We start from the raw sequence: 22,446 nt of genomic DNA, 5'->3' as shown, positions 1-22,446 counted from the left end.
CTGTTTTTTGAGGTACGTTACGACTGCATCGGCGGTCGTGCTTCGTCAGAGCGAGTTAGTTGCGGTTCCTTGGATCTGATGTTTACGTGTGAAAATTGTATCCACCAAAAAACGAACACAGATCCGCACCCGTTCGGTTGCGACCAGATCTGGATGTGTCAGTGCCCAAGTCGGCAGGGCGTGTGCGCTTTTTGGGGGGGCCAGGCGGACCAATGCAGGGTCGGGATCTGCGGCAAAGCAGTTTAGGTATCCAAACCCCATTCCCGACCTAATCGCACTTTGCTGTGCCCGCATGTCAGAGACGACATGGGCCACTTTGCAGCCTGAATACGGTGAAGCATCGCGCCAGTGCGCCAGAACACCTTTGCCGCCTAGGGCAACCCATTTGGCAGTTGGAGCGCCTCCGGTAAAGCTGTGCCCGTCGATATAGTCCTGCGTGGCATAGACCGTATTGGCAAAATCAGGTAGTCGATGTGAGACCAGACCGTCGTCGGGCTGTACTTGAAACCGAATGGCAATATCGGCATTGCGTCGTCGCAGATCGGCCACGTCAAAGGTGGCATCCACCTCGATCTCAATCTGTGGGTAGCTCTTTGTAAACTCTGCTAGAATAGGCATCAGTAAGTCCTGCGCCAAGAGCGGGGGCGTTGATATGCGCACCAACCCTGCCAGGCGGGCATCACGGCCAAACACCTCGCGTTCCATACTCAGGATCTCGCTTTCTACCCGTTCGGCGCGCTCAACTAGGGCCTCTCCGACATCAGTCAAAACAAACCCATCGGGCTGACGTATAAACAACTTGATACCCAGCTGATCTTCCATCGCCTGCAACCTACGCGACACCGTCGAATGGCTGACATTTAGCTGCTTGGCTGCGGCACGCACTGACCGCCCACGAAGGATGGCCAGAAAAAATCGCAGGTCATCCCATTCAAAACCTTCATCGAGATCTTTCTAATTGGTGGCGGTGAACTGGTCGATCGGTGCAAAGACGGAACGACACATCCTGATTATAGCTAGTTCTTCACCGTATTTGCACCTGCTATCTCCAAGTGCAAACGCAACATCGCCCCACTAGCGGGCACACAGGAGATCAGAAGGTGGAAAATCAAATTCTTATCATAGGCGGCACTGGCAACATCGGCACCCCGTTGGTCGAGCTTCTGAAAGGTAGCGATCAAAGCTATCGCGTTATGGTGCGCAGCGACGAAAACGAGGCCAAGATGACGTCGGAGGGTATTCCTACTGTCCGCGCTGAGTTGGGAGATTGGCGAAGTGTTGAGGCCGCCCTGGAAGGCGTGGATACCATATTTCTTCTTAGCGCCCCGTCGCCAGTCATGTCCGACTTGCATACGGGGCTGATTGATCGCGCCAAATCAGCAGATGTCCGCAAAATTGTGCGGCTTTCAGCGGAGCCTGCCAAGTATAGTAAAGGCCTTCCGATGTATGAGCAGCATGCTGAGGTTGATGACTATCTGGTGGCGAGTGGGCTGGACTAAGTCATTCTGAGACCCCATTACTTCATGCAGAACATCCCACAGATGCACGCGTCTTTCATGAAAGACAGCCAGATGTTTGCACAATACATGGGTGACACGCGCATTCCGATGGTCGACGCGCGCGATATTGCTAAGGCCGCCTTGGCTGGGCTGACCTCGGATGCATTCAATGGCAAAATTCATTACATAACCGGCCCGCAGTCGATCAGCTTTGACGATGTTGCCAAGGCATTTTCAAAGCCACTTGGTAAAGATATCATCTACGTGAACTTAACTTATGAGGATCAGAAAGCCGGGCTCGAGGCCTATGGAACCCCTGACATGATTGTTCAAACGGTCATGAGTCTGTTCAAGCGCTGGTCGGAAGGTGAGGACCAACCGACTACCAGTGATTATGAGAAAATCACAGGAGAACGGGCAACTGACATCAACACCTTCGCAGCAGAGGTTGCAGGGTCGTTTTGACCAACGCTTGACCGAAGATGGTGCTTTCAGGTCGCCAGAGGTGTGGTCTTCACGTGCATCATGGCGTTTATCCAAGCTCGAGCTGAATTTGTCGGTATCGCCATTCGCCATGCCACACTAGGGACTACAGGGGCCGGTGTATCCAGCAGCGGATAGCACCGGCCTTAAGGCAGTGCGACGCGGCTAGAGTAATCTAAGCGATTTCAGAGTTCACCATGTCTAGCAATTTGTTCATCCCGGGGGACATCCGGGGAAGATCAGACAGGGTAAACTGTTCTAAACTTTGAAAAAAAGCTTCTTGTGCGGTGTCGAGAATAACCGACAATCCGCACGCAGGTGAGAACCTACAGTTGCCGCCGTCAGACGACATACATTCGACCAAAGGTTTGTCTGCTTCGAGGGCGCGAAAAACTTTGCCGAGGTTTATCTCGTCAGGATGCTTTGCCAGTTTCAGCCCGCCGCCACGGCCACGAGATGAGATGGCATAGCCTTCGTTGACCAACCAGCCAGTGATCTTGGCGAGGTGATTGTATTTTGCATCATGCAACTCAGCAATTTGCCGGGTTGACAGCAACTGGTCAGGCGAAGCTGCCAGATGGATCAATATGCGAAGGGCGTAGTCTGAAAATTTCGATAACTGCATAGGACACTGGTAGCATCCTATATCTGGTATTCAAAGTGCAAATTAAAATTGACATTTGAAATACCAATTTGTACCCAGAACGAGAAGCACAACTAAAGTGAGGCCAATATGCAGCTTTCGATTCTTCTTATAACTCTGGGTTTGATGGGCGTGGCAGGGTGGCTGATCCTGCGTGCGGTCTGGGCCACAGAGGGTCCCTCGGCACCCAAAACCATTAACCGAACCCGATCCTGCTTTCTGTGGGGGATGATAGCCGTTGGGGTTGTCATTTCGGTTGGATCACTACGGGAATGGCCGCACACATCCGCTGCTGACGATGCACTGATCGTGAATATTACCAGCGGTCAGTGGTGGTGGGAAACCGACACCACGGAAATTCCTCTTGGGCAGCAAGTGGAGTTCCGGGTCACAACCGAGGACGTCAACCACGGATTGGGCATCTATGACCCGGACATGAACCTGGTGGTGCAGGTTCAGGCAATGCCGACCTATACAAACAAGGTTGTCCACACCTTTGACAAGGCCGGGCAATACCAGATCCTTTGTATGGAATTATGCGGCATCGCGCACCACGACATGACTTATGACTTTGAAGTACTGGAGCAAAACTGATGTCTGCAACTGATGTGCATTCCGCTGAGAGCGGACCAAACCCACAAGAGGCCTTGGTGAAATTCACCATGCTTTTGGGAGGTGTGGTGTTCCTGCTCATGATGGTTTTTGGGTTGATTATGCGGGTCGCGCAGGGGGATCTGATTTCTCTGGATCCCGAGATATTCTATCTGTTGCTGACGGCTCATGGAGCGGGGATGGTCGGATCCGCCGCATTGTCCGGTGCAGCGATCCTTTGGTTCTTCTCTGCGCGCCATTTGAACCTGAGATCCAGCATCTACATCGCGTTTTTGGGCCTGTTTCTGGCGGGGGTGGTGTTGATCCTTGGGTCTATCTTTATCGGCGGATATGGTGGGGCATGGACGTTCTTGTTCCCACTGCCAGCCATGTCTGGTGGTTTATGGGAGGCCTGGGCCGGTGTTATGTTCTGCGTTGGCTATTTGCTGATTGGCGTTGGATTCCTGTTGTATTACCTTGAACTGGGGTTGAAAATTGCCAGTCGTTACAACGGTCTTCTGGGTGGTTTGGGCTGGCGTTACCTTTTTGCCAACAACAGCACTGATGTTCCGCCTCCAACCATTGTGGCCGCATCCAGTGTGTTGGTTTTCAATACGATTGGGATTGTATTTGGGGCAGCCGTATTGGCAGCGAGCATCGTTAATCTGCTGCTCCCCAGTTTTGAGGTTGATCCGCTGTTGGCTAAGAATGCGATTTACTTCTTTGGGCATGTTTTCATCAATGCGACGATCTACATGGCAATCACAGCGGTTTACGAGATCCTGCCGGACTATACCGGGCGCCCTTGGAAATCGACCAAGCTGTTTATCGGGGCCTGGGCCGCTGTCGTGGTGTTTGTTCAGGCGGTGTACTTCCACCACCTGCTGCAAGACGTAAACATGCCGGCTTGGACTATGGCAGTGGGCCAGATCGTCTCATACGCCTCAGGCGTGCCATTGATTGGTGTCACGGTGTTTTCCCTAGCGGTTTACATCAAGGGGTCAGGGCTGAAGTGGGATCTCCCCATCAGTTTGCTGACATTGGGTGTTGTCGGCTGGGGGCTGGGATCCATTCCGGCGATGGTTGATGGCATGGTCTCGGTGAACAAGCTAATGCATAATACACAATGGGTCCCCGGCCATTTTCATACCTACCTGTTGCTGGGTGAAGTCGCCATGGCTTTTGGTTTTGCAGCTTGGCTGGTTCGGGACAAAGCCGTCACCATACTATCCAACCTGGATCGTCTGGTGTTTCGCGCCTACGTGTTTGGCGGAGCAGGATTTGTTTTGATCTTCCTGTGGTCTGGAGCCAGTTCCATTCCACGTCGCTGGGCGGTGCATTATGAACAATGGCAGTTGCAAAGCCAGTTGGCGAGCGGCTTTGCCCTGATAGTGGTGTTGGCAACCTTGGTATTGGTTGTGCGGTATGTGGCGGGTCTGGCGAGGCGGTCACAATGAAACAGGTGACTTTCACCCTTAGCGCAGCCCTGTTGGGCTGTGCTGCGATCTGGCAAGCTACAGACGGGGGGCGGGCGGTGACCGCCGAGGGGGCACGGCGTGTCCAGATAGCTGAAAATCCAGTACATGTTCCGCCCGTTTCGCTGGAGACAATGGATGGCAGTCTGCAAATGTGGCCCGCGCAGGGGCAACCCATCCTGCTGGAGTTCATTTACACCACCTGTCCAACAATCTGTCAGACATCAGGCGGTGACTTTGCTGAGTTGCGGGATCATTTGACGGACGAGGGGCTGGATGTGCCGATGTATTCTGTCAGCTTTGATCCAGTCGCAGATGGCTTGCCGGAACTGCAGTCATATGGCGAAGCTCATGGCGCATCTGGTCACCCCTGGACCATCGCGAGACCGGAAATAGACGTAGTGGCAGGGCTGTTAGATTTGTTCCGCGTCACTGTCATACCGGACGGTTGGGGTGGCTATAAGCACAACATCGCAGTTTTGGTCATAAATCCAAACGGAGAGTTCGCAGGCGCATACGATACACGGGCGTTCGAAGACATCCGTTCAGCAGTTGAGGCAATGCTGTGATCCGAATTGTCATGGCTGGTACTGCTTTTTCAATTGCTTGTAGCCTGCAGCCTTTGGTTGGACAGGACCCTGTGATCCATGTTTTGGCGCAGTTTCCTGCCTTGATCCTTGCGGGGGCCCTGTTGGGGGGGCGGTTTCGATTGCCACAACACTTCTCGGGCCCCGCATTGGTTTTGGCACTTGTGTCTCTGGCGATCTGGATGCTGCCCCGTTCCTTGGATGCCGCTTTGTTGGATCCGGTTTGGATGGCGGCCAAATTTGTAACGCTCCCACTTTGCGTTGGTCTGCCACTTGCTGCCGCCTTGTCTCACGTTGGTTCTGTACTGCGCGGGTTCCTGAAAGCACAGGCCATTTCAATGCTGCTGTTCCTTGGCTTCCTCTACACACATGCTCCGATGCGACTTTGCAATTCGTACCTGGTGGATGACCAGCAACGTCTGGGGCTCGGATTTGTTTACGTCGCCTGCGCGTTGATCCTCTGGTGGATCATCCCGGTGCTCTTTGGACATATCTCATCAAATAAGAAAGACGACGACAATGACGTTTCACGACACGGTATCGAACTTCGCTGATCTCGCGGTGAAAAAGCGCAAACACCTGCGGAAGGACCCATTGGGTTTCTTTGTTCTGTCGATGATGGCTGGCGCTTATGTTGGGCTGGGTATCTTGCTGATTTTCTCAGTCGGTCAGGGGGTTGATCCGGGTATTCGCCCGGTAGTGATGGGGGCAAGTTTTGGCATTGCGCTGATGTTGGTGATCTACGCAGGTTCAGAACTCTTCACCGGCCATACAATGTACATGACACTGGGGCTGTTAACTGGACGCACGGGCTTAGGTGACCTGATCCGGTGTTGGTTGGCAAGCTGGTCAGGTAACTTGCTCGGCGCGAGCTTACTTGCAGTGGTGTTCGTTTACGGAGGTGGTGGTCTGATATTGGGAGCCGAAGAAAATAGCCTGTTACATCAGATCGCCGAGAAGAAAATAAAAGGCGATGGCCTTGGGTTGTTTTTGAAAGGGATGCTCTGCAATTGGCTGGTTTGCCTGGCAATCTGGACTGGCGCGCGCACGTCGAATGACATGGCCAAAATCGCCCTCATCTGGTTCTGCCTCTACGCCTTTATCGCTGCAGGGTTTGAGCACTCGGTTGCCAATATGACGGTCTTTGCAATTGCCCTGCTGTCTAAACATTCAGAACATGTGTCGCTGGCAGGCGCGTTGAGAAATCTAGCCTTTGTTAGTGCAGGAAATGCGGTGGCTGGGGCTATTTTTATGGGCGGCGGTTATTGGGTCGCTGCAGGTCGACCCAAAAGCGCCTAACCGCGCAGGTTGTCCCGTTCTTGTGATGAGAGCGGGACATCTTCGGTCTCGAGCATTCGGGCTGCATCGCCTTCGGGATCAGCATATTGATCGGTACGAACCGTCCACAGAAACCCTGCAAACGTTATAACTGCCAAGACAATAGAGAGCGGGATGAGATAGGTGATTGCTATCATTTTTGACCTTTCAGACGCAGCCCGTTGGCGAGTACAATCAGCGACGAAGAGGACATTAGCAAAGCCGCGATCAAGGGATTGAGCATTCCACACAGAGCCAGTGGAACGGTGATGATATTATAGACCGTTGCAAACCAAAGGTTCTGTTTGATCAGGTGACGGGCCTGACGCGCCAGCATTATGGCGTCGGTGATCAGGCAAAGACGGGTTTGCAGTAACAGGATATCTGCGGCGACCTGCGCAATTTGAGTGGCACCCGAGAATGATGCCGAGACAGAGGCCCCAGCCAAGGCTGCGCTATCGTTGATACCATCGCCCACCATCAGAGTTGCGATACCTTTGGATTGCATGGCTCGAATAACCTGCAGCTTGTCTTTTGGTTTTTGTTCACCCAGCCAGTCCGAGAATCCCTGTTCTTGGGCGAAACGTTTTACAGCCAGATTGGTATCACCTGACAATAGTGTAACGGGCAAGGATCGCTTGTTGGTCTGTGCTAGGAATGCTCCAAGATCTGCGCGCGGGGCTTCGTCAAAGATGATTTGATGAATGTCCCCCAAAGGAGTGCGGTACCAAAGAGATGGTTTGTCTTGTTCTTTAGTTAGCGCTCCGACAAATTCTGCGGAACCAAGACGGGCACCGTTTGGCGCCTCGACGCCCCGCCCCTGAAATTCAACTGCGCCAGTGACCGAAGATATAGTGCGTTGGCCTACCAGAGCCTGGGCCAAGGGATGTCGGCTAGTGGCAGCCAGGCTGCGCGCATTGTCTAGAACTGCCCGGTCCATGGCTGAAGTAACTGTCAGGGTTGGTTCCGACGCAGTCCCGGTTTTGTCGAGGAAAATATGATCAATTGAACCAAGGGTTTCCAGCGCCTCGCCTGATTTCACCACAACACCCGCCCGCAACAGCAAATTGACAGCACGGGTTGTTACCGCCGGGGTTGCCAGTCCTGCGGCACATGGGCATGTCACAACCAATACGGCGACAGCAATCATTAGCGCATCGGCAAAGCTGGCACCCAGCACAAAATACCACAGTAGAAAACCAATCCCGCCGCCACCCAACACAAGTGGAATGTATCCGGCGGCGAAACGGTCCGACAGATTTTGCATGGCACCCTTGTGTGCCACAACATCATCAACCAGCTGCGCCATCTGCCCGATATGGGCCGCGTCACCGACTCGGGTCACCTGTATTTCGGCGGGTCCGGTGTGCAGCACTGCACCGGCTGCTATTTCAGATCCTTTGATGGCGCAGCGCGGCAGAGTCTCACCGGTAAGGATGCTTTCATCCAACTCTACTTGTTGACTTAAAAGGATACCGTCAGCGGGCACGCGTTCCCCGGACGCAACAAGAACTCTGTCGCCAGAGCGTAATGAGTCTGCGGGAATGTCGACAGTGGTGTTGTCTGGTTCCATGCGATGGGCAGTGATCTCCATCAGTGTTCGTAAGTTTCCAGCAGCATCCCCTGAACGCCGCCGCAACGATTGTTCCAACACTCGGCCAATCAACAAGAAAAAGATCAGCGATACGACAGCATCATAGTAGACGTGATCAGAACCGCGCCAGGTTTCAAACAGACTGGCAGCAAAAGTAATCCAGATGGCCAGGGTAATAGGGGTGTCCATGGTCATGCGTCCCACCCGCAATGCCCGCAGGGCAGGGGTATGAAAAACGGACCCCGAATAAAGTACAACAGGCAGGGCCACCGCAGCAGACAGCCAGTGCATGAACTGCATTGTCCCGGCAGCCATATCAGTCACCAACCCGGACCAGACCGAGATAGAGAAAGCCATGATGTTCATCATGCCAATCGCTGCTGCGGCAAGCCTGGGCAATAATGAAGGTTCCTGATGGCCTTTTGTATCGCCAGATAAAACGCTGGCCTCGTACCCCAGATCCTGGATGGATTTGGTCAGCCCATCCAAACTATGTTCGTCCTCGTCCCAGATAAGACGCAAACGCTTTTGTGTGGCATTGCCGCGTGCGAATTGAACTCCGGGCAGGGCTTGCAGGCTGCGTTCAATTTTCAGGACACAGCCGGCGCAGCGAACCCCTTGTAATGCGAAGGTTTGGGTTGCGGTGCTCATTTTGCGGCTCCGGATGTATTGGATTTCAAAACCTGACCTTCGTAGGCGGTAAACGCGAGCGAGATGTGCCGGTATTTCAAACCGGCGTAGGCCACCAGCAGTCCCAAGATCAGTGCATAGAACAGGCGTTGGGTTTTGCGTTCCCGATCACTGTTTCGCATCACCCTCTCCTGCCCAGAGCACATAAAGTGTCAGCAACTTGATCTCAGCAGGACTAAGCCGTGTGGACCACGATGGCATAACCCCGGCGCGACCATTTTTTAGTGTCTCCAGTATGGCGTCAGGACCTTTCCCATAAATCCAGGCCTCATCGGTCAGGCTTGGGGCACCGCTTTCCAGCCCCCCAACGCCACCATCGTTGTGGCACCCGGAACAATTCTCTGCAAAGAGGTCCTCGCCACGTGCGGCGGCAGTGGCGTCGTGGGGTTGGCCTGAGATCTGGAGAACATAGTCGGTGACATCTGAAATTTCCGCAGCAGCCAGCATTTCATCCCGACCAAAGGCGGGCATCTCGGCATAACGGGTGTCTTGGTGCGTTGTGTTGATGCCAACTTGCAGGGTGTATTCAATCTCCTCCGGGGTGCTTGACCAAAGCCAGTGCCCATCGGTCAGGTTTGGAAAACTCTCTTGCCCTTGCAAATCCCGACCGTGGCAAACAGAACAATTGTCACGGTAGAGAACCTGCGCTGCGGGTTCATAACGCGCCTGCAGATCCGGGTCCTCAGATAGGGTTGTGACATCAGTTGTTTCGAATGGAGCAAAGGATTCAGCGCGGAATGCCCGCCCATCAGCGACTTTTTCCTGTACGTCTAGCCGGGACGAATAGCCCAACACGCCCTTGGTATAATCTGACACAAAGGGCCAGGCGGGATACAACAACCAATATACTACGCAGATTGCAATGGATCCCCATAGCCAAATGCGAAAGACCTTGGGAATGGGGGTGTTCAGCTCCTTGATGCCATTCCATTCATGGCCAGTGGTCAATTCGCCGCTGACCTCATCGCGTTCCGGAGTCATTGTTTGATTTCCTCATCAGTAAGCGGGCTTTGTGCTGCCGCCTCGTAGATTGATTTTCGACCCGGCCAATAGGTCCAGAGCGCGGCCAAGAGGAAAACAACCAGCAGATAAATTGCCCCCCAGGTTTTTGAAAAAACAAGAACGGCGTCATGTACAGCATCACCAGTCATCGTGCGATCTCCTCGTGGTTCAGGGTGTCGAAATCCACCAAGGTGCCGAGCATCTGAAGATATGCGACCAATGCGTCCATTTCGGTTAGACGGTCTGGATTGCCATCAAAATCGCGCACCTGAACGTTTGGGCCGTAGCGTTCGATCAGATCGTCTTCATAATCGGCGTCCTGATCTCCCTGATAGCTAGCGTCTAGCTGAGCATTCTCGATCTGAATGTCAGTATAGGGAACACCAGTGCGCGACAGTGCGATAAGAGAAGAGGGCAGGCGTGCAGTGTCCAGAGACACATCCGACAGGAAAGCATATCCGGGCATCACGGACCCTTCGACAACTGCGCGCGGGGCCGAGAGGTGGGCAACATGCCAGTCGTCTGAGTATTTGCCTCCAATCCGCGCCAAATCTGGTCCTGTGCGTTTGGACCCCCATTGGTGAGGGTGGTCATACATCGATTCCGCCGCCAGGCTATAGGGGCCATAACGATCGACATCTGACTTCAAGGTGCGGATCATCTGGCTATGACATGCATAGCATCCCTCGCGCACGTAGATGTCGAACCCGGCCAGCTCAAGCGGGGTGTAGGGGCGAATGCCGTCAACCTTTTCCACGGTGTTTTCGATGGTGAACAAAGGCGCGATTTCAAAGAGACCGCCCAAAGAGGCCACAAAAAGAATAGCCGTGGCAAAGGCCATGCTGTGGCGTTCAAGTTTTGCGTGTTTGGTGTCCATTGAATTCACTCCGCAGGTCGCGCCAAGGGCAACGCAAGTTTGTCAGCACCGCGAAGCCGGGGGCCAGCGACGGTCATGTAGATATTGTAAGACCCAATCAACGCCCCGATCAGATAGAGAAGCCCACCAATCGCGCGAGCTATGTAATAGGGGCGCATCGCATCCACAGTGTCGATAAAGGCATAGGTGAAGGCCCCGTTTGGATCGTAAGTCTGCCACATCAGGGACTGGGTGATGCCACTGTTCCACATGGCGCCCACGTAGATCAGGGTCCCAGTCAGCGCGAGCCAGAAGTGCCAGGCTTCGAGCCGCAGCGAGTACATGCTCTCGCGTTTCCAGAGCCATGGAACCATTTTGTACATTGCCCCAAATGTGATGAAGGCAACCCAGCCGAGGGCCCCAGCGTGAACATGACCAACGGTCCAGTCGGTATAGTGGCTCAACGTATTGACGGGACGAATAGCCATAAACGAACCTTCAAACGTGGTGAGCCCGTAGAACAGAACTGCCACCATCATGAAGCGTACCGCAGGGTCGGTGCGTACTTTGTCCCAGGCCCCATTGAGGGTGAGAATTCCGTTGAACACAGATCCCCAGCTGGGCACCAGCAGAATGATCGACATGGTCATTCCCAGATACTGAACCCAATCTGGCAGGGCGGTGTAATGCAGGTGATGTGATCCGGCCCAGAGGTACAGGAAAGTAATCCCCCAGAACCCCAGAATTGACATGCGATAGCTGTAAATTGGTCGGCCAACTGCCTTGGGCAGGAAATAGTACATCATCCCAAGGAAGCCCGCAGTCAGAAGAAACCCAACCGCATTATGGCCATACCACCACTGTGTCATTGCGTCCTGAACGCCCGCAAACAGGGGATAGCTTTTGGCGTAGGAAATCGAGACCGGCACCGACAAATTGTTGACCACATGCAACATTGCAATCACCACAATGAACCCAAGGTAGTACCAGTTGGCTACATAGATATGCGGTTCGGCTCTGCGGGCAAGCGTCCGCATATAGAGCAGCAGATAAGCCACCCATGTGAACAGCAGGATCAGGTCTGCGTACCACTCTGGTTCGGCATATTCTTTGGATTGGGTAATCCCCAGCGGATAGCCAGTGACAGCAAGCACAACAAAGAGGTTGTAGCCTCCAAACACTAACCAAGGCAGTGTTTCACTGGACAGTCGAGCCCGCGAGGTGCGTTGAACAACATAAAACGAAGTGGCGAGCAATGCATTACCACCAAATCCAAAGATCACCGAAGTTGTGTGAATTGGTCGAATGCGGCCAAAGTTACTCCAGGACATGTCACCGTTCAGTGACGGGAATGCGAGTTGCCAGGCTAGAAGGTCTCCGATTGTAAACCCGATTACACCCCAGACGAAGCAGGCCAGAACACCCCACTTAATTACGTCGTCCTTGTATTCTAGCGGGATATCCGGAGAGGGATCGGTCAGGCGGTTTATGAGATACATCGCACCCCAGCCGGCTGCGATGGCGATGATCCAGCCATGTAGGACATAGCCGGTGTCGACCCCCCATCCCAAGATGGCAATGCCCAGCACTAGAACGCACAACACAGCGGTCAGAGTGAGCAGAATCTCAGATTGTCGTGTCATGTCTGGTCCTCCCCCGCATCCGGGATGCGATAGAATTCGACTTTGAAAGCAACCGAACCTATTGGTGCAACCTTGTGCAGTTCCTGAGGCCAGATTACGGCGGTTTCCCCAGCTGGGATTTGTTGGGCCGGCAGGTTTTCACGCAGGTAATTCAAAGTACCTTCAGTGACGACGATCTGCCCCCAGACACCGGGCTTTGTGTTGTGATCTCGGCGTAACGCTTCCGGAATGGTGTCTTGGGTAAACAGTGGAGTTTCCGAATACTTTACGGCATTTTCTGGTAGGGTTTGGGTCATGGTTTTAGTCCTGAAAGAGGTCGGCGTAGGCATGCCAGGTGGCAAAGCCGAGGATTGGAAAGAGAGGGATCAAGGCCAACAGGCCAGTTAGGACAGCGATGGCTGACAAGGCAGTCACGCAGGTGGCCCAGGTCAGCATCAGTCGAAAATTTTGGGTGGTTGCATTAAAGCTGAGACCCATCGCAGAAAACCCGTCGATGTCGCGCTGAACCAGCATTGGAAAAGAAAACACAGAGATTGCAAAACCAAGCGCTGCAAACAGGCCACCGGTGATTGATCCGGTCACAAACAGCAGAATGCCCTGAGGTGTGGTGAACAATGTTTGCAGTGTTTCCCAAAAGCCGACAAATGGACGAAGGCCGAAGAAAACCGCAAACAACAGCACAGCTGCCCGCACCCACGACAAGATCAAGACCATCATGACAACGCTGACCAGAAAGATCTGGCCGGGTGCGGCGACACCTTGCCCCCCCAATCCCTGAGCCCGGCGACTGATGCGGTATAGCCCTACCGTTGTCAGCGGACCCAATAGCATAGCACCCGAAATCATCGGCAGGATCATCCAGCCCAACCTGAAGTAGCCAAGCGCTAGTAGGGTTAGCCAGATTACACTCACCAGGCCGAGGCCATACAGAATTGAATGTCCAAGGTGATTGCGAAAGTCAGCTGCTCCCAAGGCAAGCCAGAGCTTTACGGTTGGCCAAACAGGTTGGTCGAGAATGCGTGCCTTGCGTCTAGAGGTGACCGTTTGGTTTGAATGATGCATCTCATTTACTCATTTTAAGTGTCGCTTGCCTTGCAACTAGCCCCGTGAAATTCAAAGGGTAGTTGGTTGCTTCGTTTAGAAAAGCGGTGGAGAATCCGCGCGTTGGCGGTATTGCAGGATGCCAAAAGACAGACTTCGGCCAATTTTGTCGGCCAAGTTGGCCAACCCATCCGCAGTTGCAGGAGGCAGGACCTCTAATGCTGTCTGCCGGAACAGGGTCAGCCAATGTGCAAAATGCCGGGGTTCAATGTCCATGTTTTCCACATGAACCATCATCGGGCTCCCAGTGTAACTTCGATCCAAACCTACCGCGTTGCGCCAAAAACTTGCGATTTTGGTCTCGTGGTGCCGCCAGTGCTCGTGCGAAGTGCCGACCGCTGCGGCAAAGATTGGTCCGAGCTGTGGATCCTTGCGTACGCGCGCATAAAAGGCAGCCACTACAAGGTCGATTTGATCACCGGAAATATCAAAGTTTTTCAACGGAACAGCCTTTCAAGTTGAGAGGGTGACGGGGCAACTGCCATGTCAGACGCTGTGCCTTTCTTTGAGTGTCAGGTTGCAAAAGCCCGGCGAACATCAGGAGGGTAAGTTTTGCGACTTCGGCCCCGACGAAAAGAAAATGCAATGCAGGGCCATCGGGCACGTTGCCGGCGATGATCATATCGGTGCGGAGTTGCAGCAAAGGGGTCAACCAATGTTGCTGTAACACCAGTAGAAGTATGATCAGACAGTGAGCGGGCGTTGGACGTTGCCGTCCTGCTGCCAAAAGCAAAAGAACTGTCGCACAGAGGATCCATTCCGCGTTCCCCAACCAAGCGAACTGAGCACGGCCCACCAACAACAGCTCCGCCGTGGTGAGTGTTGAAACCTGAAATTTTGCGGCTGCGGCAAGGATGTTGCCACCTACAGACAGACCAGCCCAAATAAAGAAAACCGCAGATGTAAATTTGGGTGTCATGACGTCACCTCAGTTGAAGCCGCGCCGTTGCCAGTGCCACCCAGCCCCCGAACAAGACTGACGGCAATGTTTTCCGCGCGCCGCATCATGTGTACTGTAAAGTCTGGATTCGGGCTGACTTCGGATAGCGTTTGGGAGAAAAGTGCAAGCCAGATCGGAAAATGATCGGGTTCCAGGGTGGGTAAGCCTGCGTGTATCTGCACCGGTTTGCCTGAATATTCGCCGCTGTTTAACAGGACCCCACGCCAGAACCGCTCCATTTTTGTAAGGTGTTCGCCCCAGTCTGCAACCGAGGCATGGAAGAGGGGGCCCAGAACCTGATGTTGGCGCACCTTGCTGTAGAAGACAGTTATGACCAGCCGAATGGACTCGGTGTTGAAGCCCATCTCAGCGGCGCGCCTTTGAACCTCAGTGCGCCTTAGTAGGGCAGTTCTATGTGCAGTTTTCGTCATCAGCCAACCCCGATTTTGTTCAAGGCTGGTGTAGTTTTTTAAATTGGCATTGTAAATACCTATTTAAGATCGTAAGTGATGGTGCGGCAAAAATGCTCAGATTGGAGAATGATATGGCAAAGTTTGTTACCACAGCGATTGCAGTTGTATTGGCTGGACTTGCGACGGTTTCGAGTGCGGAAATCCATGAGGTTCGCATGATGAACCGATCAGAAGAAGGGCGCATGGTTTTTGAACCTTCGTTCTTAAGGGTAGATGCGGGTGACACCGTTCGCTTTCTCGTGACGGACAAGGGACATAATGCGGAAACAGTGAAGACGATGGTCCCCGCGGGCGTGGAGGGCTTCAAAGGTGCCATTAACGAAGAGGTTGAATTCGTTTTTCAGGCAGAAGGTTTTTACGGCGTAAAATGCAAACCGCATTACAACATGGGCATGGTGATGACTGTCGCGGTTGGGGCCGAAACCCTGCAAGCCCCCGAAGGATTTCTGGAAGGTCGCATTCCCAAAAAGGCCGTTCAACGCTTTACTGAACAACTGTCAAAGCTTGCGATTGACTAGTCTGAGCGAAAGAGCTTGTACACCAAGTTAAGCAAGGGCTGCCCCCTCCGTCGGTAGGCACGTCGATGGGGGCAGCAACCGCGGCGCTTAGATATGCATCTTCTCATGGGTGAGAAGATAACCATTCACAGCTCAACAAAGTCGCTCAATGGACGTTGTATTCTTTGCAGGGTGGTCAAACAAAACTTGATCGGGACGTAAAACCTCTGCAACGTAACCTTGTTAAGGAAGCTGAGGAGCATTGTCCGTCAGTTTCGGATTTTCTAAGGATATCTCGCAATACGGTAGGAAGAGAGTTTTAAATTGCCCAAAACTGATTTTCAAAAACAATGGGTGCGGGCGCTGACCGGCTATGACAACTGCATCAAACAAATTTTGGATAACGATGCGTTTGGGCTAAAGGCCAAGGATGTCTCCATAAGTTCGAAAATCGGAAATCACCTGAAGGGCTTAGATGATGCAAGCGGCATGGTGGACTGGTTCGACAAGGAAACAGCCTTTAGTAAGAGCAACGAAATTCCCGCTCTTATGCGTCGGATCGGGGTTATTCAGGGGGAGCTGAAGAAATCCGCAAAAAAGGCCAAGCTCGCTTGGTACGAAGGCGGCGAAGCTCCCGGAGACTTAGCAGATTCCATTTCGGACATTCTTGTGAGCATCGAAGCCAGACGCAAACGCTTGATCAAGGCGCAGACCACGCAAGAGACCGTAGCTAATGTTGCGCTACTAACCAAAGCGGAGGTCCGCCAATACTCAAACGTCAATCCAGCGAAGGTTAGCAGCTTCGTTGTTGAGGTTGAGATGAAACTGCCATCCGATCTTCTGGACGATCTCGTCAAGGGTGTGGAGGGAGTGAGCCTGGCCACGATGCAGCGCGTTGCAGAGGCTGAGATTTCCAAAAAGTACAAGAAAAAGGCGCTGGACGAAGTTGAATTTGTACATCTGAACGTTCTGGAATGGGATGGCTTGGAAACTTTGGCGAACAAAAACCTACAACAATTCACGTCGAAAGCCGGGGATGACTGTGTAAAGGCTATAGAGAACCACTGGAAGAACCTTTTGAAAGGGCGGGATGCCCTAAAGGCGATGCGGATTAAGTGCGCTAAAAAAATCGCTTTTGGGGTTCTGAGTCTCAGCGCCGGGGCAGTGGCCTGTGTGGCATCCTTTGGCACAGCCGTTATTGTTTACGGCAAGATGATCAAGGATCTGGTGGGTATCGCGCTGACGATAAAGAAGCTGGCGCAAAGTGCAGATGCGGCAGCGGCAGACGTGCAAAAGAAAGTTGCAGCCATTTCCAAGGCGCTGGAAGCTAAAACTGCTGCGAGCCCTTCTGCAAATGCTAAGGAGCTATTGTCAATTTTGGGTGTTCCATTTTTAAAGAGCTGTAAAGCTGCCGAAGATGACATGACCAAGCTTTTGGCTAAAACCCATCAGGTGCGTGACAAGGCCAAAGAGTTGTTGGGTGGTGCTGAAAGTGGGATGAACCAACTCACTCATATGGAGCATTTGATTACCAAAAAGTTGGGCGTGGAGAAGAGTGACAAACTCAAAACCCTGCAAAAGTTGAGGATCGCGAATGCTGAACTCATCGAAAAAGCGGTTTCTGTGCTGAGCGCACATGAGCTACATATGGAGCTTTACAATGCAGCTGAAACTGCCGTCGACGCTTATAAAGAAGCGCAAAGTTCCAGTTTTCCAATCATCCGTGGTGCTGTGAATTCGGCCAATGAAGCAAATGCCCTGAAAGGTGCAGTTGATAATCTAGCCAAAATTGCCGGTGCTTTGGCCTAAGAGTGGGGAACAATCTGGCAGTGACAAATTAGCGTTCCTAGCGAGACCAATTTGGAACTACCTTCGAATTTTCAGTGGGAACACTATTCGAGTATCGGACAACCGTATCAGGGTCGTTCACAGTTGCATGAAAATAGCACCAAATGCAGGTCAAGTTACTCCAGTGCAGAAAGGGGTCTTTTGGCGTATGCATGATGCGTTAATGTCTCACCGCAAGACTGGTGGCCACTCTCCACCGGGGCCAGTCTATGGGCTAGCTTTGTTCAGGGGCAGGTTGTTTCTTGTACGTTAGTTTTGTTCCTACGGTGTGAGCTCTTCGAGGCCCAAATGTGGGTAGATGCCGTAGAGAAGCAGCGTCTTAACCGGTGATCACTTTGGGCCGCAACACCCAGTGAGCAACCCCTTTGGCTACACAACTTCGCTAGCGCAATGATGGCTTTAGCCGCGTTGAAAAAGACCGATAGCTTCATGTTGGCGGTCGAAAAGCGGCCTTCAAATTTACTTATTTAGCAAATTTCCTTGCTTATGTAGAAAATCACATGATTGTGTTCGAAAGGGTATTGAAATCGGGGAACAAAATACATGGACAATCGTTTGCGAAAAATCACCATTGTGGGCGGCGGCACGGCAGGTTGGATGACCGCGCTGAACCTGGATATGATGTTTTCCCGCACTTCGGCGCCTAAAGATCGTCCCCACATCTGCCTGATTGAGAGCCCCAATATCGCCACCGTAGGGGTCGGCGAGGCCACAGTTCCGCGCATGCCACGCATGATCCGTGAGGCGGGCATTTCAGAGCGGGACTTTTTCCGCGAGACCAATGCGTCGTTCAAACTTGGGGTGAAGTTTTGCAACTGGAACAAGGACGCCAAGGGTAATCGCATCGATTATGTCAATCCCTTTGCTCACGGTCAGATGATGCATGGGCTAGAGGCCGCCGAATATTTCTTGCGCTTTGGCAATGGGGATCGAGATTTTACTCAGTCCATTTCGCCACACGATCATTTGGGCCGCCTATGCAAAGGCGCGCGTCAATTGGGGCAGCCCGAATTTGAGCAGCGGTTTGGGTATGCGTATCACCTGGACGCAGTTAAATTTGCAGGCATGCTTACCAAGATCTGCACCAAGCGCGGTGTCGAGCATATCCAAGATGAAGTGCAATCGGTTGAGTTGGATGAGCAGGGCAACGTCAGCCATCTGATGCTAGAGCGCAAGGGCCGTCATGACATCGAAATGGTCGTAGATTGTACCGGGTTTCGCGGGTTGATAATCAATAAAGCACTTGGCGAGCCGTTTGTGGAGTACTCGGACTATCTGCCCAACGATCGTGCCCTCGCTTTGCAAATTGGACACCCCGATCCAGAGAAAATCGAAAGCCTCACGCGATCGACTGCACTTGGTGCAGGATGGACGTGGCGGGTGCCGCTCTACAACCGTGTGGGAACGGGGTATGTGTTCTCTTCCGCGCATCGTACAGATGATCAGGCAGCAGATGAATATCTCGAATGGCTGGGCGACAGCGGCAAAGGGGCGACGCCGCGCGTGATCCCGTTGCGCATCGGGCGTGTGCGCAATGCTTGGGTCAAGAACTGTGTGGCGATCGGTCTTTCCGGCGGGTTTATTGAGCCGTTAGAGAGTACTGCGATTCATATGATTGATCATGCGGTGCGTTGGTTCGCTGAGCACTTGCCCACGCGAGACATCGATCCGTCCCTGCGGGCAAGATATAATCGGCAGGTGAATAAGCTTAATGAAGAGGTTCTGGATTTCATCTGCCTGCACTATAGATTGGGCAACCGCACGGATGACCAATATTGGATCGATGCGCGCACAGAGATGAAGATATCGGATCGGTTGGCCGAGAACCTGGATCTGTGGCAGCACCGCCTGCCGATGGACCACGATATCGAGTTCGCCACGCTATTTGACTATCGTGTTTATCAGACGGTTCTTTTGGGCAAACAGGTCTATGACACGGGCTATGGTGCTGGTATCCGCGATCGTCTGCGGCCGTTGAAGAAACCGATTTGGTTCCAATGGAAGAAGGGCGCACAAGCTGACCTTGCGCAGATAATCAAAACGATGCCGGATCATAAAACGCTACTGCGCGATATCCGAGGGGAGCTGAAGCAACCCGCCTTTGGAATGGGAGCGGCTATGAAGCCGACAGTTGCGATGCCGGGCGAGTCACCAGCACCCCTGGCAATCCTGAACATGCCGAACCTCGCCGAGATCCAAAGCGGTGAGAAAGATTTGCAACTGTTCTAGGATTCTTTTGTGTTCCGCGCTGAGAGCACTTTGACATAATAATGAGGGGCGGGGCGTTAACTCCCGGCCTTCATGCGGGCCATTGGTGTGGAATGTGGCGGGGATCACCGGGGGGCGGTCTTACCTGTTTGGAGTTTGCACCATATGGAGGATGGCCCTCCCTCTAACATCTCCTACCAGATGTGCTGCTGACTGCCCTGGGATCTGCCGCTGGACCGTCTCAATTGATTTGGTCGAATAGTGTCGGTGTGCGTCACGTCTGTCAGACCGGACCAGAGGGTGCCAAGTTTGCGGAGCCCCACTGTCGCAGTACCAAAAGGCCTTGTTGCACAAATCGGCTTTGGGCCGGGCCACCATTTGCCCAAGCGGATTTTTCCTACGGCTTCGGTGTCAGGTATGACAAGAGCGTTGTAGTGGTTGAGGATCGTGATGCGGATTTTGGGTTTACCACGCCGCACGCTGATCCGGTTCAGGTTGCGCACAACCCGCTCTGCGCGCAGTGAAAAGTCAACTCGATGCCTGAACCCTCGCGATTGAAGTCATCCAGCACCTTCAACGTCCTGATCACCGCCCGTCGGGTAGTTTCGTGCAACTCGCTAAGCGTCGCGGAGCCCATGTCACAGCGTTAACCAGTCTGTCAAAGGCCAAGGCACAGGAGGCGTTAGGTGCCGACGTCACACCTTCTGAAACAAGCAAAAGGGGCTGAACAGTGAACAAATCTGAAAAACGCTGTGTAAAATATGCGATCCTTGCATTGGAGGATATCCGTAAGTCATTGAAAATATTTGGAGGCGAGTACGAGAATCGAACTCGTGTACACGGATTTGCAATCCGTAGCCAAGTAGCTGATTTTTATGCAGTATGCGTTGCGGAATAGGCGGAATGAAGTGGAAACAAAACAGGAAAGTTGCGAAGCAATAGTGCAAGGTTATTGGTTCAATAAGGCGAGTACTGGACATCCACTGCGGCTAACTCCAACAGCAACATTACGCAGAAAGGGTACTTTGAAAATCACGGGGACGGTCCAAAGCCGCTGCTCAACTCACTCTCGCGATGCTGCAATGCGGCCCGTCGAAGCAGATATTTATGGTAGTATATCAAGCACCGAGAATCCGTAGTCGGCGCAGATTGGGAGTTGTTTGCCAACAATTACTAGAGCATGTTGCCTTCACATTTCTCAAAAGTTGCAGGCATTAGATGACAAGCCCAGAATTCCTTGCGATCCTAGAGCAATTCCAAACAACGCTCGTGGGTGTTGTTGGTTTTGTTGGTGTAATCTGGACGCTACGCGCCAATTCCAAAAATGCGCGAGAGGAACATAGAAGGCAGCTCGGCTCTAGGCGCACAGCACTGCGACGGATACTGGCTGCAGAGCTCCGAAACTATGCACGTGCGCTAAAGAAAAATATTGAAGCTCAGCGCCCAAACGATGAGTTCTTATCTGTTGGTCGAATACATAGGTTGTTTTCTGAGCAGCTTACAGCCGATCTTGGCCTGCTCGAACTGGATGAAATCGATATCGTGGTGAATGCCCTAATCAGTTTGGACGGCATGGAACATTTTCTTGAAAATATTTCCTCACAAACTTCTGAGACCCGATTTTTATTGCCTTCGGCATCATGGGAAGAATTCAAAAAAGTAAACTCTACGACAGCTGATGCTCTAAACTATGCAGTTCAGGCACTTGAGTTTTCTGGCGAGGCGTGAACCGTTCTGGACGGCCCTTAGTGCCGGATGCGGTGCCGGGCACCAAGGTCGTAAAAGGGCTGGGAGCAGCTATTAGACGCATTCTGCATCAACGTCAGAAATGCGCAGATAGGAACCTTTGCAAAGTCTTGTCGTGGCCGACGGATCAGCGGACCAATCCTGACTTTGGTGGGGTTTCATCAAACAGCATCTTACCGTAAGTTCTGCCTCCTACTTTCATCTTTTGTTAGCGAAGCTGACGTGAGAGCCTCTGGTTTAGCAAAGGTGGAGCGGCAAGAGACCGAGACATGATAGTGCAAAACTAGTTACAAAAAGGGCTTTGGATTGTTCACCTTAAACTCACTTGCAGATTACCAGATATTTGATGAATTCGTTTGTCGGGCCACCGCCAAAAAAGTTGGCCCATCCAGTGCATACGGAACCTTCATGGCCAATGCATTTCAAACCTTGGAGCATCGGGACAATGGCGCAAAGCTACTCGCGGCCCTCACGGACTTGCGTCTGACCTATGCGTTCATAGCGCAGGAAAACGGCGTTGTTGCAGGCAATTGGAATAGCAAGATCAGCGGGATCGCTCATAACGAGCTTTCTGATAGCCTGCCGGACACACTTGAGGATTTTTGGATGTTTGAAACAAAGCTCGATATGCTCAAGTCAGCGATTTCTGTGATTACCTTAGCTCGGTCATTCTGGGACAAGTATCTTGGTTTTCTTATTCTTCTCAATGAACCCGACAAATATGAGCGTTACCACAGTGCAAACAGTAAAAAGAAGGCATTTAGAAAGATCGTTGCAAAGTGGAGTGATCTGCCCAAAGGCTTACAGCACTCGCTTGTGATGGATTTTCAAAGTATTCCCCCACTATACCGAGACTTTGTTGATCGATTTTACGCTAGCGAGTTTTTCCCTGATCCGGCGGTGGACATCTTGATGAAGAAGATTGAACGGTTAGACAAAGCTAGAACGCCTGAAATCCATGGTACGGGCAGTCTTCGAAAGCACGCGCTTGCCGTCTTACCTATCGAGAAATCGCTTGAAGTCACCGTGGCGCTCAATACATGGAACGATGTGAACAGTGCGATGAACAGTCTTCGACATGAATTGTGTAATGTGCCGCTTATCGACTTGAAGGCAACGCCGATATACCTAGGGACAGCCTAAGCTGATTGCCGCCTGCCAAAAGGCCCGCGCTGTTTTTGCCCGTATCGTAAAGCGGTTGTTCGTACCGTAAACATCGACGGCAGGTTTGCAACATCCCACTAGCGAGCATT

Annotated in this window: 24 protein-coding genes and 1 pseudogene; 11 read left to right on the top strand and 14 right to left on the bottom strand. The window is 52.5% G+C overall.

The window, feature by feature from the left end; all coding sequences use genetic code 11:
• Positions 1-45 precede the first annotated feature (45 nt).
• On the bottom strand, positions 46-921 hold the full coding sequence (locus FEE96_RS07245; RefSeq protein ID WP_281278355.1) for a LysR family transcriptional regulator: 876 nt from the start codon (positions 919-921) through the stop codon (positions 46-48).
• A gap of 131 nt (positions 922-1,052) precedes the next feature.
• Here FEE96_RS07245 and FEE96_RS24205 point away from each other — a divergent pair.
• Positions 1,053-1,964, top strand: a pseudogene (locus tag FEE96_RS24205) (NmrA family NAD(P)-binding protein).
• Positions 1,965-2,157: 193 nt separating this feature from the next.
• Here FEE96_RS24205 and FEE96_RS07230 read toward each other — a convergent pair.
• The gene (locus tag FEE96_RS07230) at positions 2,158-2,607 is read right to left on the bottom strand and encodes an RrF2 family transcriptional regulator (protein ID WP_138162348.1); all 450 of its coding nucleotides are present in this window, start codon (positions 2,605-2,607) and stop codon (positions 2,158-2,160) included.
• A gap of 108 nt (positions 2,608-2,715) precedes the next feature.
• Between FEE96_RS07230 and FEE96_RS07225 the strand changes: the two genes are divergently transcribed.
• The 5 genes from FEE96_RS07225 to FEE96_RS07205 are packed head-to-tail and all read left to right on the top strand — an operon-like array spanning position 2,716 to position 6,577.
• On the top strand, positions 2,716-3,219 hold the full coding sequence (locus tag FEE96_RS07225) for a cupredoxin domain-containing protein (RefSeq protein ID WP_138162347.1): 504 nt from the start codon (positions 2,716-2,718) through the stop codon (positions 3,217-3,219).
• The gene (locus tag FEE96_RS07220) at positions 3,219-4,673 is read left to right on the top strand and encodes a cbb3-type cytochrome c oxidase subunit I (protein ID WP_246079339.1); all 1,455 of its coding nucleotides are present in this window, start codon (positions 3,219-3,221) and stop codon (positions 4,671-4,673) included. The genes FEE96_RS07225 and FEE96_RS07220 overlap by 1 nt, the downstream gene beginning before the upstream one ends.
• Positions 4,670-5,260: an SCO family protein gene (locus tag FEE96_RS07215; protein WP_171021638.1), complete on the top strand. Its 591-nt coding sequence runs from the start codon at positions 4,670-4,672 to the stop codon at positions 5,258-5,260. The genes FEE96_RS07220 and FEE96_RS07215 overlap by 4 nt, the downstream gene beginning before the upstream one ends.
• Entirely contained in the window at positions 5,257-5,832 is a 576-nt protein-coding gene (locus FEE96_RS07210) for a hypothetical protein (protein ID WP_212744749.1), read from the top strand. The genes FEE96_RS07215 and FEE96_RS07210 overlap by 4 nt, the downstream gene beginning before the upstream one ends.
• Positions 5,798-6,577 (top strand): formate/nitrite transporter family protein, encoded by a 780-nt coding sequence (locus FEE96_RS07205; protein ID WP_138162345.1) that lies wholly within the window; start codon positions 5,798-5,800, stop codon positions 6,575-6,577. The genes FEE96_RS07210 and FEE96_RS07205 overlap by 35 nt, the downstream gene beginning before the upstream one ends.
• Here the strand turns inward: FEE96_RS07205 and ccoS are convergent.
• From ccoS to FEE96_RS07150, 12 genes are all read right to left on the bottom strand, one after another.
• Positions 6,574-6,753, bottom strand: coding sequence for a cbb3-type cytochrome oxidase assembly protein CcoS (ccoS, locus tag FEE96_RS07200; protein ID WP_138162344.1), 180 nt, complete (start codon positions 6,751-6,753; stop codon positions 6,574-6,576). The two genes, FEE96_RS07205 and ccoS, sit on opposite strands and share 4 nt — an antisense overlap.
• Complete coding sequence (locus tag FEE96_RS07195) at positions 6,750-8,840, bottom strand: heavy metal translocating P-type ATPase (RefSeq protein ID WP_138162343.1); 2,091 nt, start codon at positions 8,838-8,840, stop codon at positions 6,750-6,752. Before FEE96_RS07195 ends, ccoS begins: the two co-directional genes overlap by 4 nt.
• Positions 8,837-9,001, bottom strand: a complete 165-nt coding sequence (locus FEE96_RS23430) for a hypothetical protein (RefSeq protein ID WP_171021637.1) — start codon at positions 8,999-9,001, stop codon at positions 8,837-8,839. Before FEE96_RS23430 ends, FEE96_RS07195 begins: the two co-directional genes overlap by 4 nt.
• Positions 8,988-9,860 carry a cytochrome-c oxidase, cbb3-type subunit III gene (gene ccoP / locus FEE96_RS07190; RefSeq protein WP_138162342.1) on the bottom strand — a complete coding sequence of 291 codons (873 nt, stop codon included), beginning with the start codon at positions 9,858-9,860 and terminating at the stop codon, positions 8,988-8,990. Before ccoP ends, FEE96_RS23430 begins: the two co-directional genes overlap by 14 nt.
• Positions 9,857-10,030, bottom strand: coding sequence for a cbb3-type cytochrome c oxidase subunit 3 (locus FEE96_RS07185; protein ID WP_138162341.1), 174 nt, complete (start codon positions 10,028-10,030; stop codon positions 9,857-9,859). The genes ccoP and FEE96_RS07185 overlap by 4 nt, the downstream gene beginning before the upstream one ends.
• Positions 10,027-10,758, bottom strand: coding sequence for a cytochrome-c oxidase, cbb3-type subunit II (gene ccoO, locus FEE96_RS07180; protein WP_138162340.1), 732 nt, complete (start codon positions 10,756-10,758; stop codon positions 10,027-10,029). The genes FEE96_RS07185 and ccoO overlap by 4 nt, the downstream gene beginning before the upstream one ends.
• A gap of 5 nt (positions 10,759-10,763) precedes the next feature.
• A complete protein-coding gene (gene ccoN, locus FEE96_RS07175) occupies positions 10,764-12,380 on the bottom strand; it encodes a cytochrome-c oxidase, cbb3-type subunit I (protein ID WP_138162339.1) in 1,617 nt (538 codons plus the stop codon).
• Entirely contained in the window at positions 12,377-12,676 is a 300-nt protein-coding gene (locus FEE96_RS07170) for a TehB family protein (RefSeq protein ID WP_138162338.1), read from the bottom strand. The genes ccoN and FEE96_RS07170 overlap by 4 nt, the downstream gene beginning before the upstream one ends.
• 4 nt (positions 12,677-12,680) lie before the next feature.
• On the bottom strand, positions 12,681-13,442 hold the full coding sequence (locus FEE96_RS07165; protein ID WP_138162337.1) for a DUF2189 domain-containing protein: 762 nt from the start codon (positions 13,440-13,442) through the stop codon (positions 12,681-12,683).
• Between the two features lie 75 nt (positions 13,443-13,517).
• On the bottom strand, positions 13,518-13,922 hold the full coding sequence (locus tag FEE96_RS07160) for a group III truncated hemoglobin (RefSeq protein WP_138162336.1): 405 nt from the start codon (positions 13,920-13,922) through the stop codon (positions 13,518-13,520).
• Positions 13,909-14,400 carry a hypothetical protein gene (locus FEE96_RS07155; RefSeq protein WP_138162335.1) on the bottom strand — a complete coding sequence of 164 codons (492 nt, stop codon included), beginning with the start codon at positions 14,398-14,400 and terminating at the stop codon, positions 13,909-13,911. Before FEE96_RS07155 ends, FEE96_RS07160 begins: the two co-directional genes overlap by 14 nt.
• Positions 14,397-14,852, bottom strand: coding sequence for a group III truncated hemoglobin (locus tag FEE96_RS07150; RefSeq protein WP_138162334.1), 456 nt, complete (start codon positions 14,850-14,852; stop codon positions 14,397-14,399). The genes FEE96_RS07155 and FEE96_RS07150 overlap by 4 nt, the downstream gene beginning before the upstream one ends.
• Positions 14,853-14,965: 113 nt before the next feature.
• Here FEE96_RS07150 and FEE96_RS07145 point away from each other — a divergent pair, with 113 nt between their 5' ends.
• The 5 genes from FEE96_RS07145 (at position 14,966) to FEE96_RS07125 (ending at position 22,336) form a co-directional block, all read left to right on the top strand.
• A complete protein-coding gene (locus FEE96_RS07145; protein ID WP_138162333.1) occupies positions 14,966-15,412 on the top strand; it encodes a pseudoazurin in 447 nt (148 codons plus the stop codon).
• A 303-nt stretch (positions 15,413-15,715) separates the two neighbouring features.
• Entirely contained in the window at positions 15,716-17,200 is a 1,485-nt protein-coding gene (locus tag FEE96_RS07140; RefSeq protein WP_138162332.1) for a hypothetical protein, read from the top strand.
• A gap of 582 nt (positions 17,201-17,782) precedes the next feature.
• The gene (locus FEE96_RS07135; RefSeq protein ID WP_138162331.1) at positions 17,783-19,468 is read left to right on the top strand and encodes a tryptophan halogenase family protein; all 1,686 of its coding nucleotides are present in this window, start codon (positions 17,783-17,785) and stop codon (positions 19,466-19,468) included.
• 1,197 nt (positions 19,469-20,665) lie between these two features.
• A complete protein-coding gene (locus FEE96_RS07130; RefSeq protein ID WP_138162330.1) occupies positions 20,666-21,175 on the top strand; it encodes a hypothetical protein in 510 nt (169 codons plus the stop codon).
• Between the two features lie 324 nt (positions 21,176-21,499).
• The gene (locus FEE96_RS07125) at positions 21,500-22,336 is read left to right on the top strand and encodes a hypothetical protein (protein WP_138162329.1); all 837 of its coding nucleotides are present in this window, start codon (positions 21,500-21,502) and stop codon (positions 22,334-22,336) included.
• The last annotated feature ends 110 nt before the right edge of the window (positions 22,337-22,446 follow it).

The organism is Parasedimentitalea maritima, from assembly GCF_005771405.1.
Taxonomy (GTDB): Bacteria; Pseudomonadota; Alphaproteobacteria; order Rhodobacterales; family Rhodobacteraceae; genus Parasedimentitalea; species Parasedimentitalea maritima.
The sequence above is the reverse complement of the archived record's forward strand: the minus strand, read 5'-3'. Positions and strand labels throughout refer to the sequence as shown.

Excerpts from the sequence above, each read along its gene's own strand:
- FEE96_RS07230 (WP_138162348.1), bottom strand. The coding sequence starts at position 2,607 with ATGCAGTTATCGAAATTTTCAGACTACGCCCTTCGCATATTGATCCAT.
- FEE96_RS07225 (WP_138162347.1), top strand. The coding sequence starts at position 2,716 with ATGCAGCTTTCGATTCTTCTTATAACTCTGGGTTTGATGGGCGTGGCA.
- FEE96_RS07220 (WP_246079339.1), top strand. The coding sequence starts at position 3,219 with ATGTCTGCAACTGATGTGCATTCCGCTGAGAGCGGACCAAACCCACAA.
- FEE96_RS07215 (WP_171021638.1), top strand. The coding sequence starts at position 4,670 with ATGAAACAGGTGACTTTCACCCTTAGCGCAGCCCTGTTGGGCTGTGCT.
- FEE96_RS07205 (WP_138162345.1), top strand. The coding sequence starts at position 5,798 with ATGACGTTTCACGACACGGTATCGAACTTCGCTGATCTCGCGGTGAAA.
- ccoS (WP_138162344.1), bottom strand. The coding sequence starts at position 6,753 with ATGATAGCAATCACCTATCTCATCCCGCTCTCTATTGTCTTGGCAGTT.
- FEE96_RS07195 (WP_138162343.1), bottom strand. The coding sequence starts at position 8,840 with ATGAGCACCGCAACCCAAACCTTCGCATTACAAGGGGTTCGCTGCGCC.
- FEE96_RS23430 (WP_171021637.1), bottom strand. The coding sequence starts at position 9,001 with ATGCGAAACAGTGATCGGGAACGCAAAACCCAACGCCTGTTCTATGCA.
- ccoP (WP_138162342.1), bottom strand. The coding sequence starts at position 9,860 with ATGACTCCGGAACGCGATGAGGTCAGCGGCGAATTGACCACTGGCCAT.
- FEE96_RS07185 (WP_138162341.1), bottom strand. The coding sequence starts at position 10,030 with ATGACTGGTGATGCTGTACATGACGCCGTTCTTGTTTTTTCAAAAACC.
- ccoO (WP_138162340.1), bottom strand. The coding sequence starts at position 10,758 with ATGGACACCAAACACGCAAAACTTGAACGCCACAGCATGGCCTTTGCC.
- ccoN (WP_138162339.1), bottom strand. The coding sequence starts at position 12,380 with ATGACACGACAATCTGAGATTCTGCTCACTCTGACCGCTGTGTTGTGC.
- FEE96_RS07170 (WP_138162338.1), bottom strand. The coding sequence starts at position 12,676 with ATGACCCAAACCCTACCAGAAAATGCCGTAAAGTATTCGGAAACTCCA.
- FEE96_RS07165 (WP_138162337.1), bottom strand. The coding sequence starts at position 13,442 with ATGCATCATTCAAACCAAACGGTCACCTCTAGACGCAAGGCACGCATT.
- FEE96_RS07155 (WP_138162335.1), bottom strand. The coding sequence starts at position 14,400 with ATGACACCCAAATTTACATCTGCGGTTTTCTTTATTTGGGCTGGTCTG.
- FEE96_RS07150 (WP_138162334.1), bottom strand. The coding sequence starts at position 14,852 with ATGACGAAAACTGCACATAGAACTGCCCTACTAAGGCGCACTGAGGTT.
- FEE96_RS07145 (WP_138162333.1), top strand. The coding sequence starts at position 14,966 with ATGGCAAAGTTTGTTACCACAGCGATTGCAGTTGTATTGGCTGGACTT.
- FEE96_RS07135 (WP_138162331.1), top strand. The coding sequence starts at position 17,783 with ATGGACAATCGTTTGCGAAAAATCACCATTGTGGGCGGCGGCACGGCA.
- FEE96_RS07130 (WP_138162330.1), top strand. The coding sequence starts at position 20,666 with ATGACAAGCCCAGAATTCCTTGCGATCCTAGAGCAATTCCAAACAACG.